At 71.4% G+C, this 15,054-nt stretch carries 14 protein-coding genes; 13 read left to right on the top strand and 1 reads right to left on the bottom strand.

The features are described 5' to 3' along the window. The first annotated feature begins 205 nt into the window (after nt 1–205). The 3 genes from pgsA to DN069_RS21995 are packed head-to-tail and all read left to right on the top strand — an operon-like array spanning nt 206 to nt 2,999. A complete protein-coding gene (pgsA, locus tag DN069_RS22005; protein ID WP_111503433.1) occupies nt 206–874 on the top strand; it encodes a phosphatidylinositol phosphate synthase in 669 nt (222 codons plus the stop codon). Beyond that, nucleotides 871–1,839 carry a phosphatidylinositol mannoside acyltransferase gene (locus tag DN069_RS22000; RefSeq protein ID WP_111503431.1) on the top strand — a complete coding sequence of 323 codons (969 nt, stop codon included), beginning with the start codon at nt 871–873 and terminating at the stop codon, nt 1,837–1,839. Before pgsA ends, DN069_RS22000 begins: the two co-directional genes overlap by 4 nt. Beyond that, nucleotides 1,836–2,999 carry a glycosyltransferase family 4 protein gene (locus tag DN069_RS21995; protein WP_111503429.1) on the top strand — a complete coding sequence of 388 codons (1,164 nt, stop codon included), beginning with the start codon at nt 1,836–1,838 and terminating at the stop codon, nt 2,997–2,999. Before DN069_RS22000 ends, DN069_RS21995 begins: the two co-directional genes overlap by 4 nt. Before the next feature lie 7 nt (nt 3,000–3,006). Here DN069_RS21995 and DN069_RS21990 read toward each other — a convergent pair whose 3' ends face one another. Continuing rightward, entirely contained in the window at nt 3,007–3,993 is a 987-nt protein-coding gene (locus tag DN069_RS21990) for a DUF2332 domain-containing protein (protein WP_111503427.1), read from the bottom strand. A gap of 77 nt (nt 3,994–4,070) precedes the next feature. On the opposite strand from DN069_RS21990, the gene DN069_RS21985 reads away from it, so the two are divergent. The 10 genes from DN069_RS21985 (at nt 4,071) to DN069_RS21940 (ending at nt 14,770) form a co-directional block, all read left to right on the top strand. Further along, nucleotides 4,071–5,273 (top strand): citrate synthase, encoded by a 1,203-nt coding sequence (locus tag DN069_RS21985; protein ID WP_111503425.1) that lies wholly within the window; start codon nt 4,071–4,073, stop codon nt 5,271–5,273. Nucleotides 5,274–5,366: 93 nt separating this feature from the next. Next, nucleotides 5,367–5,906, top strand: coding sequence for a LemA family protein (locus DN069_RS21980; protein ID WP_111503423.1), 540 nt, complete (start codon nt 5,367–5,369; stop codon nt 5,904–5,906). Nucleotides 5,907–6,112: 206 nt separating this feature from the next. Then, nucleotides 6,113–7,957 (top strand): ABC transporter substrate-binding protein, encoded by a 1,845-nt coding sequence (locus tag DN069_RS21975; RefSeq protein WP_207892224.1) that lies wholly within the window; start codon nt 6,113–6,115, stop codon nt 7,955–7,957. Between the two features lie 122 nt (nt 7,958–8,079). Then, a complete protein-coding gene (locus tag DN069_RS21970; protein ID WP_111503419.1) occupies nt 8,080–9,129 on the top strand; it encodes an ABC transporter ATP-binding protein in 1,050 nt (349 codons plus the stop codon). After that, nucleotides 9,126–10,217 (top strand): ABC transporter ATP-binding protein, encoded by a 1,092-nt coding sequence (locus DN069_RS21965; protein ID WP_111503417.1) that lies wholly within the window; start codon nt 9,126–9,128, stop codon nt 10,215–10,217. The genes DN069_RS21970 and DN069_RS21965 overlap by 4 nt, the downstream gene beginning before the upstream one ends. After that, nucleotides 10,214–11,188: an ABC transporter permease gene (locus DN069_RS21960; RefSeq protein WP_111503415.1), complete on the top strand. Its 975-nt coding sequence runs from the start codon at nt 10,214–10,216 to the stop codon at nt 11,186–11,188. The genes DN069_RS21965 and DN069_RS21960 overlap by 4 nt, the downstream gene beginning before the upstream one ends. A gap of 15 nt (nt 11,189–11,203) precedes the next feature. After that, nucleotides 11,204–12,163 (top strand): ABC transporter permease, encoded by a 960-nt coding sequence (locus tag DN069_RS21955; protein ID WP_111503413.1) that lies wholly within the window; start codon nt 11,204–11,206, stop codon nt 12,161–12,163. 156 nt (nt 12,164–12,319) lie between these two features. Then, nucleotides 12,320–13,231: a pyridoxal 5'-phosphate synthase lyase subunit PdxS gene (gene pdxS / locus DN069_RS21950; RefSeq protein ID WP_111503411.1), complete on the top strand. Its 912-nt coding sequence runs from the start codon at nt 12,320–12,322 to the stop codon at nt 13,229–13,231. A gap of 99 nt (nt 13,232–13,330) precedes the next feature. Continuing rightward, on the top strand, nt 13,331–13,954 hold the full coding sequence (pdxT, locus tag DN069_RS21945; RefSeq protein ID WP_111503409.1) for a pyridoxal 5'-phosphate synthase glutaminase subunit PdxT: 624 nt from the start codon (nt 13,331–13,333) through the stop codon (nt 13,952–13,954). 54 nt (nt 13,955–14,008) lie between these two features. Beyond that, the gene (locus tag DN069_RS21940; RefSeq protein ID WP_111503407.1) at nt 14,009–14,770 is read left to right on the top strand and encodes a YebC/PmpR family DNA-binding transcriptional regulator; all 762 of its coding nucleotides are present in this window, start codon (nt 14,009–14,011) and stop codon (nt 14,768–14,770) included. Nucleotides 14,771–15,054: the final 284 nt, after the last annotated feature.

Here is a 15,054-nt window from a genome sequence, read left to right as displayed (position 1 = left end):
CGGGTGAGCTGGATGAGGATAGTGATGTGACGCAGATCACCCGCGGTACTTTGGAGCCTCCCACTCTGTTCGCCGCAGGTCCATACGCCGGTCAGGTGCAGTCGGCCCGATAGCATGACGCTCACCTGGACAACGCGCGCCTGGACGACCAGCGCCCCGCCGGAACCCGCCGGACCCTGCCTGGAACGGAGCGGTCGGAAGACCCATGCTCAACAAATACGCCCGAGCCTTCTTCACCCGCGTCTTCACCCCTCTCGCGGCATTCCTGCTGCGCAAGGGCGTCAGCCCGGACGCGGTGACCCTGGTCGGCACCGCCGGGGTGGTGGCCGGGGCCCTGGTCTTCTACCCGCGCGGCAGTTTCTTCTGGGGCACGGTCGTCATCACCGCCTTCGTCTTCTCCGACCTGGTCGACGGCAACATGGCCCGGCAGGCGGGCCGCTCCGGCCCGTGGGGCGCGTTCCTGGACTCCACCCTGGACCGCGTCGCGGACAGCGCGATCTTCGGCGGCATCGCCATGTGGTACGCGGGCCGCGGCGACAACCTGCTGCTCTGCGCGGTCACGCTGTTCTGCCTCGCGAGCGGCCAGGTGGTCTCGTACACCAAGGCCCGCGCCGAGAGCCTCGGACTCAAGTGTGACGTCAACGGCGTCGTCGAGCGCGCGGAGCGGCTGGTCGGCACACTGGTCGCGGCCGGTCTCTCCGGCCTGCACCAGTTCGGCGTGCCGGGGATCCAGTGGCTGCTGCCGATCGCCCTGTGGGCGGTCGCCGTGGGCAGCCTGATCACCGTGTTCCAGCGGGTGCTCACCGTCCGACGCGAGGCGGCGGAGTTGGCGGAAGTGAACGCCGCGCAGGCGGCCACCGGGGAGGCGCAGTGAAGGACCAGTTGACCTATCTCGCCTACGCCTCGGGCTGGGGCCTGGTGAAGCGCCTGCCCGAGCCCGTCGCCGACGCGCTGTTCCGGCGCATCGCCGACATGGCGTGGCGCAAGCAGGGCAAGAGCGTGCTGCGGCTGGAGTCCAACCTGCGCCGGGTCCGCCCCGACCTGGACGAGGCCGGGATCCGCGAGCTCAGCCGCGAGGGCATGCGCTCCTACCTGCGCTACTGGTGCGAGTCCTTCCGGATGCCGGGGTGGGGCAAGGAGCGGATCCGCGCCTCCTTCACCCCCGAGCACATCGAGCGGCTCGACGACACCCTCGCCGCCGGGCGCGGCGTGGTGCTGGCGCTGCCGCACATGGGCAACTGGGACCTGGCCGGCGCCTGGGTCGTGGTCCGCGGCTACCCGTTCAGCACCGTCGCCGAGCGGGTCAAGCCGGAGAAGCTCTGGGAGCGGTTCATGGCTTACCGCGAGGGCCTCGGCATGGAGGTGCTGCCGCTGACCGGCGGCGCGCACACCATGGCCACGTTGGCCAAGCGGCTGCGCGCGGGCAAGCTGGTCTGCCTGGTCGGCGACCGCGACCTGTCCGCCTCCGGCATCGAGGTCGACTTCCTCGGCGAGAAGACCCGGATGCCTGCCGGACCGGCCGCGCTCGCCGCGCAGACCGGCGCCGCGCTGCTGCCCGTCACGCTCTGGTACGACGAGACCAAGGTGATGCGCGGCTGCGTGCACGAGGAGATCCTCGTCCCCGAGGAGGGCACGCGCCGCGAGAAGTCGGCCGCGATGACGCAGGCCATGGCCGACGTCTGGGCCGCGGGTGTGCGCGAGCACGCCAAGGACTGGCACATGCTGCAGCGCTTCTGGCTGGCCGATCTGGAGCCGCGGCCGGACAAGCCGAACGTCCGGCCCGACGCCGATCCGGACGGCCCCGACGCGGACCCGCAGCCCGTGGAGGCCCAGGCGTGAGGATCGGCATCGTCTGCCCGTACGCGTGGGACGTCCCCGGCGGCGTCCAGTTCCACGTGCGCGACCTCGCCGAGCACCTGATCGGCTTCGGCCACGAGGTCTCGGTACTGGCCCCCTCGGACGACGAGACGCCGCTGCCGCCCTACGTGGTCTCCGCCGGCCGTGCCGTGCCGGTGCCGTACAACGGCTCGGTGGCCCGGCTCAACTTCGGCTTCCTGTCCGCCGCGCGGGTGCGCCGTTGGCTGCACGAGGGCGACTTCGACGTGCTGCACATCCACGAGCCGGCCACGCCCAGCCTCTCGCTGCTGGCCTGTTGGGCCGCCACCGGCCCGATCGTGGCCACCTTCCACACCTCGAACCCGCGCTCGCGCGCGATGATCGCGGCCTACCCGATCCTGCAGCCCGCGCTGGAGAAGATCTCCGCGCGGATCGCGGTCAGCGAGTACGCGCGCACCACGCTCGTCGAGCACCTGGGCGGTGACGCGGTCGTCATCCCCAACGGCGTCGACGTCGACTTCTTCGCGAGCGCGGAGCCGCGGCCGGAGTGGCAGGGCGACACCATCGGCTTCGTCGGCCGGATCAACGAGCCGCGCAAGGGCCTGCCGACGCTGCTGGAGGCGCTGCCGACCATCCTCGCCGCCCGCCCCCAGGTGCGGCTGCTGGTCGCCGGCAAGGGCGACGAGGAGGAGGCGGTCAAGGACCTGCCGAAGGGGGTCCGCGACCGGATCACCTTCCTCGGGCTGGTGTCCGACGAGGACAAGGCCCGGCTGCTGCGCAGCGTCGACGTCTACGTCGCGCCGAACACCGGCGGCGAGAGCTTCGGCATCATCCTGGTCGAGGCCCTCTCCGCGCGCGCGCCCGTGGTCGCCTCCGACCTGGACGCCTTCCGCCAGGTCCTGGACGGCGGCTCCAGCGGCGAGCTCTTCCCCGTCGAGGACGCGGACTCGCTGGCCAAGACGGTGCTGCGGCTGCTGGCCGATCCGGAGCGCCGCGAGGCGCTGCGCGACACCGGTTCCCGCCACGTCCGCCGCTTCGACTGGTCCACGGTCGGCGCGGACATTCTCGCCGTCTACGAGACGGTGGCGACGGGCGCCGCGGCGGTCACCGACGCGGAGCCGGCCCCGGGCTGGCGCTCGAAGCTGGGGCTGGCCCGGGACTGAGCCAGGGTCAGCGGGCCTGGGCGAACCAGTCGAGGCGCTCGCCGTGCGGGCCGGTGAAGGCGACCGGCTCGCCGTCCAGGGCAAGGATGTTGACGCCGCGATCGGTCGGGGCCGGGCAGGGCAGCCGGGCGTCGATCTCGGGCAGGACGTCGGGCGCCTCGTTGGATATCCAGCGGCACGGCAGCTCCCGCATCGCGGTGGTGAAGGCGCGGCGGGCCTCCGGCGGCAGGTAGCAGAGCACAGCGGTGTGGAAGACCACCGGCGTCGCGCCCTTCGGCGCGCCCGCCACCAGCTCGGCGATCCGTTCATTGAGGTCCCCGCGCACGATCCGGGCCGGCTCCGGCTCGGTCCGGGCCACCGTCAGCGCGGCGCGCAGCCGGTCCAGGCGGGTCTGCTGGCCGGGCCAGACCAGGCTCTCCAGCCAGCGCGCGTCGTCGGCGTCGGCCGGGTCGAGCGGGTTCAGGTCGACGCCGGCGCGGGAGACCACCTGCGGCATCCGGTCCGGCGCGGGGAACGGGACGGGCCCGGTGGTCGCGCAGACGGCCGTCACCGGGCTTTCGGCCGCGCCGAACGCGGGCGTGTCGTCGTAGCGGTACCGGTAACGGTCCGGGTAGAGGCAGAGCCCTGCCGAGGCCCCCACCTCGATCAGCGCCAGGGGCTGCGGCAGCGCCGCGAGCAGCGGCAGCAGGGTCGCGCAGCGTCCCGCCTCGTTGGTCTGCGTGGCGTGGGCCAGGATCACCGCCCGCACCTGCTCCCAGTGCGCGAGCGCCCACCCGACGAAGGCCTCGCCGGAGTCGACCGGGCCGTCCAGGTACCGCACGGCCGCCAGCAGCAGGTTCGGCTGCCGCTTGACGGGCGGCAGCGCCACCAGCCGTTCCAGCAGCTCGGCCGAGTCGGCGACGGCCACGCCGACCCGCTCGTAGGCGGGGGAGTGGCCCTTGGTGTGCACGGTCCCGAAGACGCGGTACGCCTCGGCGGTCTCTGTAGCGGTCATATTGCCAATCTCGACGCGGCCGTCCATAGTTGTCAATGTTGATCGAGTCAATCAATGTACGGTGGGGTGCCCGGGCGATGATGCTGACCACGCAGGAGGCCGCGGAGCGGCTGGGGGTGAAGCCGCAGACGCTGTACGCCTACGTCAGCCGCGGCCTGATCACCCGCGTGCGGGCCGCGGACGGCAAGGGCAGCCTCTTCGCCGCCGCCGACGTCGAGGCCCTCGCCGAGCGCAACGCCGCCGGGCGCGGCGGAGCTCCGGCCGAGCCGGCCGCCGCCGGCCCCGCGATCCGCACCGGGCTGACCCTGCTGGAGGACGACCGGCTCCGCTACCGCGGCCTGGACGCCGCGGAGTTGGCCCAGCGGTCGACCTTCGAGGCCACGGCGGTGTGGCTGTGGACCGGCCGGGACGAGCCCGACGCTCGTTTCGCACCGCCGCCCGCCCGCCTGGCCGAGACCGTACGCGCCTGCGCCGACGCGCTGCCCGCCTCCGCGCGGGCGGTCGACCGGTTCAAGGCCGCGGTGCTGGCCGCGTCCGTGGCCGACCCGCTCAGCCTCGACCTGCGGCCCGACAGCGTCGTCGCCACCGGCCGCGCGCTGATCGGCGCGCTGCTGGCCGCGGTGCCGGAACGCCGCGCCGCGGGAGGGGAGTCGGTGGCGGAGCGCCTCTGGGCCCGGCTCGGCGCGGACGCCCCGAGCGCGGACGCGCTGCGCGCGCTGGACGCCGCGCTGATCCTGCTCGCCGACCACGACATGGCCACCTCCACGTACGCGGCCCGCCTCGCCGCGTCGACGCGCGCCAACCCGTACGCCGTCGTCACCGCGGGGCTCGCCGTGCTCGACGGCCCCCTGCACGGGGGCGCGGGCGCCCGTGCCCGCGGCGTGCTCGTGCGGGCGCACGAGACCGACCCCGTCACGGCGCTCGCCACGACGCTGCGCGAGACCGGCGCCGTCCCGGGCTTCGGCCACGTCCTCTACCGCGCCCGCGACCCGCGCGCGGACACGCTGTTGCGCCTCCTCGACCCCCTCCCGGACCCCCGCGGCCTCCGCGCCGCCTGCACCGACCTCATCGCGGTCGCCCGCGACCGCTTCGGCACCTTCCCCAACAGCGACCTCGCCCTCGCCCTCCTCACCGAGCTCGCCGCCTTCCCCCCGGACGCGGAGGAAACCATCTTCGCCCTCTCCCGCACGGCGGGCTGGCTCGCCCACGCCCTCGAGGAGTACGCGGCCCCTCCCCTCCGCCACCGCCCCTCCGGGGTGTACACCGGCGCCCGTGGCTGACCTTGGGCAGGCGTGGCAGCTGCACTCCCCTCGGGGGCGCGAGCCTCGCGCCCCTGGAGGTTGCCACTCGCGCTCCCGATAGGGTCACACCCTGTGAGCACATGGATCTGGATCGGCGTTGTCGTTGTCGCCTTCGGGGTGTACCTGAGCTGGACCGCCGGGCGGCTCGACCGGCTGCACGCGCGGATCGACGCCGCGCGAGCCGCGTTGGACGCGGCGCTGTTGCGGCGCGCCTCGGGCGCCCTGGAGCTGGCGACGTCGACGATGCTGGACCCGGCCGCGTCGATCCTGCTGTACCAGGCCGCGCACGCGGCCCGCACCGCGCAGGACGACGCGCGGGAGATCGCCGAGAGTGAGCTCTCGCAGGCGCTGCGCGCGGTCTTCAGGGAGCAGGAGCAAGTGGACGAACTCGCCTCGCTGCCGGGCGGGACGGACGCGCTCGTGGAACTGGGCGAGGCCGCCCGGCGCGTGCCCATGGCGCGGCGGTTCCACAACGACTCGGTGCGCGCGGCGCGCGCCGTGCGACGACACCGGATCGTGCGGCTCTTCCGTCTCGCGGGGCGCGCGCCGTTCCCGCTGGCCTTCGAGATGGACGACGAAGCTCCGCGCACACTCGAAGCCGTACGCACCTGAAGGGGTGTCAATCAGCGGCGATCGTATAACGCCATGATTTCGATGGTGTCCGTGTTGTGGACAGACGGCCCGGGCAGCCCGAGATTACTGACGTTGCCTCACCGGGCATCACGACGTCGTGGACTTCAGAGCGGGGCACCCCTGCCCGCCCCCACGGCGCCACTTGTGCATCGATCTTCCGAACTCGATCGCAGGAGGCGCTCCTCATGCCACGTTCCACGCACCACAGATCACGCACCCTCGCCATGGGCGCCCTGCTGACGAGCGTCGCGCTCGCCGCCGCGGGCTGCAGCTCCGGCAGCAAGCCGGGGCCGGGCAACAGCCCCGGCAACAGCTCCGACTCGGCCAACGTCAACGCGACGGGCACGCCGACGAAGGGGGGCACGCTCAAGGTCCTCGGCAACAGCGACGTCGACCACCTCGACACCGCGAGCGCCTACTACGCGACCTCCTACACCGTCGAACGCGCCTACGCCCGGCAGCTGTTCACCTATCCGGCCTCGACCGATCCGAACAAGGTCAACGAGGTCGTCCCGGACCTCGCCACCGACCTGCCGACCACCGCCAACGGCGGACTCAGCGCCGACGGCCTGACCTACACCATCCACCTGCGCCAGGGCGCGATGTGGAACACCACCCCGGCCCGCGCGGTCACCGCGCAGGACGAGGTGCTCGGGATGAAGCGGCTGTGCAACCCCACCCCGAACGCCGTGGGTGCGCTCAGCTACTACGCCGGCGTGATCGCCGGCTTCGCCGACTACTGCAACGCGTTCGCCAAGGTGAAGCCGGACATCGCCGACATGAAGGCGTACATCACCGGCCACGACATCTCCGGCGTCCAGGCCGTCGACGCGAGCACGGTGAAGTTCACGCTGGTCAAGCCCGCCAGCGACTTCCTCAACATCCTGGCGATGCCGTTCTCCTCGCCCGCTCCGGTCGAGTACCTGAACTACATGCCGGACGACGCGACCTTCCGTCAGCACACCATCTCCGACGGCCCGTACCAGATCACCGCCTACACGGCGGGGCAGTCCGTCAAGCTGGACCGCAACCCCGCCTGGGCCAAGGCCTCCGACCCGGTGCGTGACGCGTACGTCGACCACATCGACGTCACCGAGGGCCCGGACGAGGCCGCCGTGCAGCAGCAGATCCAGGCCGGCACGGCGGACATGGAGTGGGACACCACCGTGCCCACCGCCTCCATCCCGGCGCTGAAGGCGACCAAGGACGCGCGCCTGGGCATCTACACCGCGGGCATCAGCAACCCGTTCCTGGTCTTCAACTTCCAGAGCCCGAGCAACGGCAGCGCGCTCAGCAAGCCGGCGGTGCGGCAGGCGCTGGAGTACGCCGTGGACAAGGTGGCGATCGGTCAGATCTACGGCGGCCCCTCGCTGAACACGCCGCTGGACCAGACCATCCCGCCCGGCAGCCTCGGCTACCAGAAGATGGACCCCTACGCGACGCCTGGCAGCAAGGGCGACCCGGCCAAGTGCAAGTCCATGCTGGCCGCGGCCGGTTACCCGAACGGGCTGGTGCTCAAGGACCTGGTCCGCAACGCGGGCAAGCACCCGGCCGTGGCGCAGTCCATCCAGACGGACATGAAGGCGTGCGGCGTCACCACCCAGATCGTGCCGGTCCCGCAGGGTGACTACTACGGCAAGTACCTGTCGGTGCCGAGCCTGGCCAAGTCGGGCGGCTGGGACATCAGCGAGCCGGGCTGGATCCCGGACTGGTTCGGCAACAACGGTCGCGCCAACATCGAGCCGCTCTTCGACGGCCGCGGCTACGCCCCCGGCTCGACCGACTGGGGCGACGTGAACGACACGCAGGTCAACGCGCTCATCGACAAGGCGCTGGGTGCTCCCGACGAGAGCACCGCGGCGGGCTTCTGGGCCCAGGCCGACCAGCGGCTGATGGCCATCGCGGCGATCGTCCCGTTCGAGGCGCAGAGCACCGCGGTGTTCCGCTCCGACCGGGTGCACAACGCGATCTTCGAGCCCTTCGCGCAGAACTACGACGTCACCGAGATCTGGCTGTCCCCCAACAGCTGACGTCACGCGACAACGCCGGCCCGTCCCGCACCACCCCGCCCGGCGCGGTGAACCCGCGCCGGGCGGGTCCGGCATCCCTGCACGGCCCCGGATCCGGGGCCGGCCATCCCCTGCGAGGCACGATGAGCCTTCTCGAGGTCTCCGACCTCCGCGTCTCCTTCCGCACAGCCGACGGCGAGGTCCAGGCCGTGCGCGGGGTCTCCTTCGACCTCGAACCCGGGCGCACGCTCGGCATCGTCGGCGAGTCCGGGTCGGGCAAGAGCGTGTGCACCCAGACGCTGCTCGGTCTGACCACCGGCGCCAAGGTCACCGGTTCCGCCCGGTTCGAGGGCGAGGACCTGCTCACCATGACCGAGGACGAGCTCTGCTCGGTCCGCGGCGCGCGGATCGCCGCGATCTTCCAGGACCCGCTCTCCAGCCTGCACCCGCTCTACCGGGTGGGCTGGCAGATCGTCGAGATGATCCAGGCGCACGAGCCGGTCAGCCGCGCCGTCGCCCGGCGTCGCGCGATCGACCTGCTCGGCTCCGTCGGCATCCCGCACCCGGCGCAGCGCATCGACGACTACCCGCACCAGTTCTCCGGCGGCATGCGGCAGCGCGCGCTGATCGCGATGGCCCTCGCACTGGAGCCGAAGCTGGTCATCGCGGACGAGCCCACCACGGCGCTCGACGCCACCGTCCAGGCGCAGATCCTGGACCTGCTGCTGCGCCTCCAGCAGGAGCACGGGATGGCACTGATCATGATCACGCACGACCTCGGCGTGATCGCGGGCCTGGCCGACGAGGTCATGGTGATGTACGCGGGCCGGGCCGCCGAGCGGGCCGACCGTCGCGGGCTCTACTACCGGGCCCACCACCCCTATACCAACGGCCTGTTGGAGTCGATCCCGGCCTCCAGCGGGGCCGGCGCGCGGCTGCGGCCGATCCCCGGCCAGCCGCCCAGCCTGATCCGGCTGCCCTCCGGCTGCGCCTTCCACCCCCGGTGCGCGTTCGCCATGGACCGCTGCCGCACCGAGCAGCCGGAACTGGCGGTGGTCGAGGAGAGCCCCCGGCACACCTCCGCGTGCTGGCTGCCGCCCGACCTGCTCGGCACCAACGAGCAGGTCAAGGAGGACCGCCGGGCGGCGAGCGCCGCCGGACGCGGCGGCGTGGTCGAGGAGGGCGCGGCATGAGCGTCAACGTGAACGAGAGCACGAACCGACCCACGAACGACGCGTCCGAGATGCTGGTCGAGATCCGCGACGCGGTCAAGTACTTCCCGATCAAGCAGGGCGTCGTCGTCAAACGCGAGATCGGCCGGGTGCACGCCGTCGAGGGCGTCAGCCTCTCGGTGCGCCGCGGCGAGACGCTGGGGCTGGTCGGCGAGACCGGCTGCGGCAAGTCCACGCTGGCCCGCTGCGTCACCCGGCTGCACTCGCTGACCTCGGGTCAGATCCTCTTCGAGGGCCAGGACATCACCGACCTGAGCCGCTCCCGGGTGCGCCCGTACCGGCGCCGGATGCAGATGATCTTCCAGGACCCGTACGGCTCGCTCAACCCGCGGCGCCGCGTCGGCTCGATCATCGGCGACCCCTTCGCCATCCACGGCGAGGGGGACCGGGACGAACGCAAGCCCAAGGTCCAGGAGTTGATGGAGCTGGTCGGGCTCAACCCGGAGCACTACAACCGGTTTCCGGCCGAGTTCTCCGGCGGCCAGCGGCAGCGCATCGGCGTCGCCCGCGCGCTCGCCCTCAAGCCGAGCCTGATCGTGGCCGACGAGCCCGTCTCCGCCCTGGACGTGTCGATCCAGGCGCAGATCATCAACCTGCTGGACGACCTGCAGCAGGAGTTCGGGCTCACGTACCTGTTCATCAGCCACGACCTGTCCGTGGTGCGGCACGTGAGCGACCGGATCGCGGTGATGTACCTCGGGCAGGTCGTCGAGCTCGCCGACTCCGAGGAACTGCACAACCGGCCGCGGCACCCGTACACCAACGCGCTGCTCTCGGCCGCCTCGGTGGCCGACCCCGACCAGGCGGCGGCCCGGCAGCGGATCGTGCTGACCGGCGACGTGCCCTCCCCGGTCGCGCCGCCCACCGGCTGCCGCTTCCACCCGCGCTGCCCGAAGGCCCAGGCGATCTGCGTCCAGGAACAGCCGCCGCTGGTGGCCCGGGCGGGCGACCCGGACACGCACCTGACGGCCTGCCACTTCCCGGTCGAGCCCGGCGAGGACCTCACCCGGGTCACCGCGACGATCCCCGAGGAGGAGCGCGCCGAATGAGTGCCGACGAGACCGTGGCCGCGAGCCTCACCGAGACGGCCACCGGGTCCACCGCCGCGCCGGCCGTGATCCCGGCCGGCGCGATCGAGGGCCGCAGCCCCTGGCAGCTGGCCTGGTTCATCCTGCGCAAGGACCGGGCCGCGATGATCTCCCTCGGGTTCATCGTCTTCATCGCGCTGGTCGCGATCACCGCGCCGCTGCTGGCGCACTGGATCGGCTACGGGCCGACCGACCAGGACCGCACCAACGGCATCACCGTGGACGGACTGCCCGTCGCGCCGAACTCCCAGCACCTCTTCGGCACCGACAACCTGGGCCGGGACATCCTGGTGCGCACCATCTACGGCACCCAGGTCTCGCTGCTCGTCGGCGTCGCCTCCACGTTGCTCGCGGTCGCCATGGGCGTGCTGGTCGGCCTCGCGGCCGGCTACTTCGGCTCGGTCGTGGACAGCGTGCTGTCGCGGGCCATGGACGTGGTGCTCTCCTTCCCGTTCCTGCTCTTCGCGATCGCGCTGGTCTCGATCTACGGCAGCGGGCTGGGCATCTCCGTCTTCGTCATCGCCTTCTTCACCTGGGCCGCGGTCGGCCGCATCGTGCGCGGCCAGACGCTGTCGATCCGGGAGAAGGACTACATCGAGGCCGCCCGCTCACTCGGTGCCGGCGACATGCGGATCATGTTCGTGGACGTGCTGCCCAACGTGCTCGCCCCGGTGATCGTCTACACGACGCTGCTGATCCCGATCGCCATCGTCTTCGAGTCGACCCTGTCCTTCCTCGGTCTCGGCGTCGTGCCGCCGACCCCCACCTGGGGCAACATGCTCAGCGACTCGCTGGACTTCTACCAGGTGGCCTGGTGGTTCCCGCTCTTCCCCGGCCTGGCGCTGCTGCTCACCACGCTGGCCTTCAACCTGCTCGGCGACGGGGTGCGCGACGCGCTCGACCCGCGTGCCGGGCGCCTGTCCCAGGACTGACCGGGAGACACGACGATGCTGCGGTTCCTCCTTCGACGCCTGCTCTCCGGAGTCCTGGTGCTCTGGCTCATCAGCGTCTTCACCTTCGGGCTCTTCTTCGTCGCCCCCGGCGACGTGCCGCGCCTGATCTGCGGACGCCTGTGCACCCAGACCCAGATCAACCTGATCACCAAGCAACTCGGCCTCGACCAGCCGATCCTGACGCAGTACTGGCACTTCCTGGACCGCCTTTTCCACGGCGACCTCGGGTACTCGTACTACAACTCGGAGTCGGTCAACACCCTGATCGGCCAGGCGCTGCCGGTCACCATCTCGCTCGCGATCGGGGCGGCGGTGCTGTGGCTGGTCGGCGGCGTCTCCATCGGCGTCATCTCGGCCGTCAAGCCGCGCAGCCTGCTCGACCGGGCCGGCACCATCCTCGCCCTGATCGGGCTCTCGATGCCGTCGTTCCTGATCGGCATCCTGCTGCTGTACTTCCTGTTCTTCCTGCTCACCACGCACGGCATGGACTGGTTCCCGCCCTCCGGCTACGTCCCGATCACCAGTGATCCGGTGGAGTGGGCGCACCATCTGGTGATGCCGTGGTGCGCGCTGGCGTTCATCACCGCCGCGACCTACATCCGGCTCACCCGCAACCAGATGCTGGAGGTGCTCGGCGAGGACTACATCCGCACCGCCCGGTCCAAGGGCATCTCCCGGCGCCGGGTCACCATCCGGCACGCCCTGCGGGCGGCGCTCACCCCGGTGGTCACCCAGTTCGGCATCGACCTGGCCACGCTGCTCGGCGGCGCGATCGTGACCGAGCAGATCTTCGGGCTGCCGGGGCTGGGCCGGCTCGCGGTGACCTCCGTGGTCCGCCAGGACCAGCCGGTCGTCATCGCGACGGTGCTGCTGGCGGCGGTCTTCATCGTGCTGGCCAACATTGTGGTGGACCTGCTCTACGCGGTGCTCGACCCGCGCGTGCGGCTCACCTGAGCACGGGCCGAGGACAGCGGCGGGACGCCGCCCCGAGTGCGCCGTAGTGGCGTGTGGGGTGGCGTCCCGCTGGACCGGGTGGAGCATCGGATAAGGTCGGTACACGCCTACCATTGGGCTTATCGCACCGAATCCGCGTCTTCAGTGAGGTCATTCGTGTCCACCAACACCCCCTCCTCCTCCCAGCCGGCCGTCGGCACCGCCCGCGTCAAGCGCGGCATGGCCGAGCAGCTCAAGGGCGGTGTGATCATGGACGTGGTCAACGCCGAGCAGGCGAAGATCGCTGAGGACGCCGGTGCCGTGGCCGTCATGGCACTGGAGCGTGTCCCGGCCGACATCCGCAAGGACGGCGGCGTCGCCCGCATGTCCGACCCGAACATGATCGAAGAGATCATCGACGCGGTCTCGATCCCGGTCATGGCCAAGTCCCGCATCGGCCACTTCGTCGAGGCCCAGGTGCTGCAGGCCCTCGGCGTCGACTACATCGACGAGTCCGAGGTGCTGACCCCGGCCGACGAGGTCAACCACTCCGACAAGTGGGCCTTCACCACCCCCTTCGTCTGTGGCGCCACCAACCTGGGCGAGGCCCTGCGCCGCATCGCCGAGGGCGCGGCCATGATCCGCTCCAAGGGCGAGGCCGGCACCGGCAACGTTGTCGAGGCCGTCCGCCACCTGCGCCAGATCAAGGGCGAGATCGCCAAGCTGCGCGGCTACGACAACAACGAGCTCTACGCCGCCGCCAAGGAGCTGCGCGCCCCCTACGAGCTCGTCGCCGAGGTCGCCGAGCTGGGCAAGCTCCCGGTCGTGCTCTTCTCCGCCGGTGGCGTGGCCACCCCGGCCGACGCCGCGCTGATGCGCCAGCTGGGCGCCGAGGGTGTCTTCGTCGGCTCCGGCATCTTCAAGTCGGGCGACCCGGCCAAGCGCGCCGCGGCTATCGTGAAGGCCACCACCTTCTACGACGACCCGAAGATCATCGCGGACGCCTCCCGCAACCTGGGCGAGGCCATGGTCGGCATCAACTGCGACACCCTGCCGGAGACCGAGCGCTACGCCAACCGCGGCTGGTAACTCCCTCGCGCTCGCTCGCTTTCCGTGCGGTAGCCCCGGCCCCCGAGTGGGGCCGGGGCTCCTCCCGTTCGTCCATACGTCCCTGAAGAGGTCCTCCCCGTGTCGTCCAGCTCCACCCCCGTCATCGGCGTCCTCGCTCTCCAGGGCGACGTGCGCGAGCACCTCGTCGCCCTCGCCGAGGCCGACGCGCTCGCCCGCCCGGTCCGCCGCCCCGAGGAGCTGGCCGAGATCGACGCGCTCGTCATCCCCGGCGGCGAGTCCACCACCATGTCCAAGCTGGCCCTGCTCTTCGGCGTGATGGAGCCGCTGCGGGCCCGCGTCGCGGCCGGCATGCCGGTCTACGGGACCTGTGCCGGCATGATCATGTTGGCCGACAAGATCCTCGACGGCCGCGACGACCAGGAGACGGTCGGCGGCATCGACATGGTCGTCCGCCGCAACGCCTTCGGCCGGCAGAACGAGTCCTTCGAGCAGGGCGTGGCATTCACCGGCCTGGAGGGCGGCGACGTGCACGGCGTCTTCATCCGCGCCCCCTGGGTCGAGTCGGTCGGCGCCGGCGTCGAGATCCTGGCCTCGCTGCACGAGGGCACCGAGGCCGAGCACATCGTGGCGGTCCGTCAGGGGAACCTGCTGGCCACGTCGTTCCACCCGGAGCTCACCGGCGACCACCGCGTGCACGCCTTCTTCGTGGAGATGGTCCGCGCCGTCAGTCACGGCGGGTGACGGTAAGATCTCCATCGTTCACTTCCACCTGGGCCTGTTTTAAGGAGCAACTCGATGTCCGGCCACTCCAAGTGGGCTACCACCAAGCACAAGAAGGCCGTCATCGACGCGAAGCGCGGCAAGCTCTTCGCCAAGATGATCAAGAACATCGAGGTGGCGGCCCGTACCGGCGGAGGAGACCCCACCGGTAACCCGACGCTCTACGACGCCATCCAGAAGGCGAAGAAGAGCTCGGTCCCGATCGACAACATCAACCGCGCCGTCAAGCGCGGCTCCGGCGCGGAGGCCGGCGGCGCCGACTACTCGACCATCATGTACGAGGGCTACGGCCCGAACGGCGTGGCGGTCCTGATCGAGTGCCTCACCGACAACCGCAACCGCGCCGCGTCCGACGTCCGCGTCGCGATGACCCGCAACGGCGGCTCGATGGCCGACCCGGGCTCGGTGTCGTACATGTTCTCCCGCAAGGGCGTCATCATCGTGCCGAAGGTCGACAAGGTCGACGAGGACACGATCATGGAGGTCACCCTCGAGGTGGGCGCGGAGGAGGTCAACGACCTCGGCGACACGTTCGAGATCCAGACCGAGGCCACGGACATGGTCGCGGTGCGTACGGCGCTCCAGGACGCCGGCATCGACTACGACTCGGCCGAGGCCAACTTCGTCCCCTCCGTCCAGGTCCAGCTGGACGCGGACGGCGCCCGCAAGATCTTCAAGCTCATCGACGCCCTCGAGGACAGCGACGACGTCCAGAACGTCTTCGCCAACTTCGACCTCACCCCCGAGGTCGAGGCCGAACTCGACGCCGACGAGTAGTCGCACCACCTCCTCAGGGGCGCGGGGAACTGCGCGAGAAACCACCGACAGCGGATGGCCCTGCGCGATCGGGGCTCTACCTATGTGGGTGGCTTGTCGCGCAGTTCCTCGCGCCCCTGGTGGTTGCAATGGCCTGCGGGGGCTCGGCCGACCTGGCTCGCGCCCGTGCGGCGGAGCCGCGTGTCGGTACAGCCTCGCGCCCCTGGTGGTTGCAATGGCCTGCGGGGGCTCGGCCGACCTGGCTCGCGCCCGTGCGGCGGAGCCGCGCGTCGGTACAGCCTCGC

Origin of the sequence: Streptacidiphilus pinicola (assembly GCF_003258295.1) — a bacterium.
Lineage (GTDB): Bacteria > Actinomycetota > Actinomycetes > Streptomycetales > Streptomycetaceae > Streptacidiphilus > Streptacidiphilus pinicola.
The sequence above is the reverse complement of the archived record's forward strand: the minus strand, read 5'-3'. Positions and strand labels throughout refer to the sequence as shown.

What these genes read in the sequence shown, in the direction of transcription:
- DN069_RS21990 (WP_111503427.1), bottom strand. Translation starts at nt 3,993, where the DNA reads ATGACCGCTACAGAGACCGCCGAGGCGTACCGCGTCTTCGGGACCGTG.
- DN069_RS21965 (WP_111503417.1), top strand. Translation starts at nt 9,126, where the DNA reads ATGAGCGTCAACGTGAACGAGAGCACGAACCGACCCACGAACGACGCG.
- DN069_RS21975 (WP_207892224.1), top strand. Translation starts at nt 6,113, where the DNA reads ATGCCACGTTCCACGCACCACAGATCACGCACCCTCGCCATGGGCGCC.
- pgsA (WP_111503433.1), top strand. Translation starts at nt 206, where the DNA reads ATGCTCAACAAATACGCCCGAGCCTTCTTCACCCGCGTCTTCACCCCT.
- DN069_RS21940 (WP_111503407.1), top strand. Translation starts at nt 14,009, where the DNA reads ATGTCCGGCCACTCCAAGTGGGCTACCACCAAGCACAAGAAGGCCGTC.
- DN069_RS21970 (WP_111503419.1), top strand. Translation starts at nt 8,080, where the DNA reads ATGAGCCTTCTCGAGGTCTCCGACCTCCGCGTCTCCTTCCGCACAGCC.
- DN069_RS21955 (WP_111503413.1), top strand. Translation starts at nt 11,204, where the DNA reads ATGCTGCGGTTCCTCCTTCGACGCCTGCTCTCCGGAGTCCTGGTGCTC.
- DN069_RS21985 (WP_111503425.1), top strand. Translation starts at nt 4,071, where the DNA reads ATGATGCTGACCACGCAGGAGGCCGCGGAGCGGCTGGGGGTGAAGCCG.
- DN069_RS21960 (WP_111503415.1), top strand. Translation starts at nt 10,214, where the DNA reads ATGAGTGCCGACGAGACCGTGGCCGCGAGCCTCACCGAGACGGCCACC.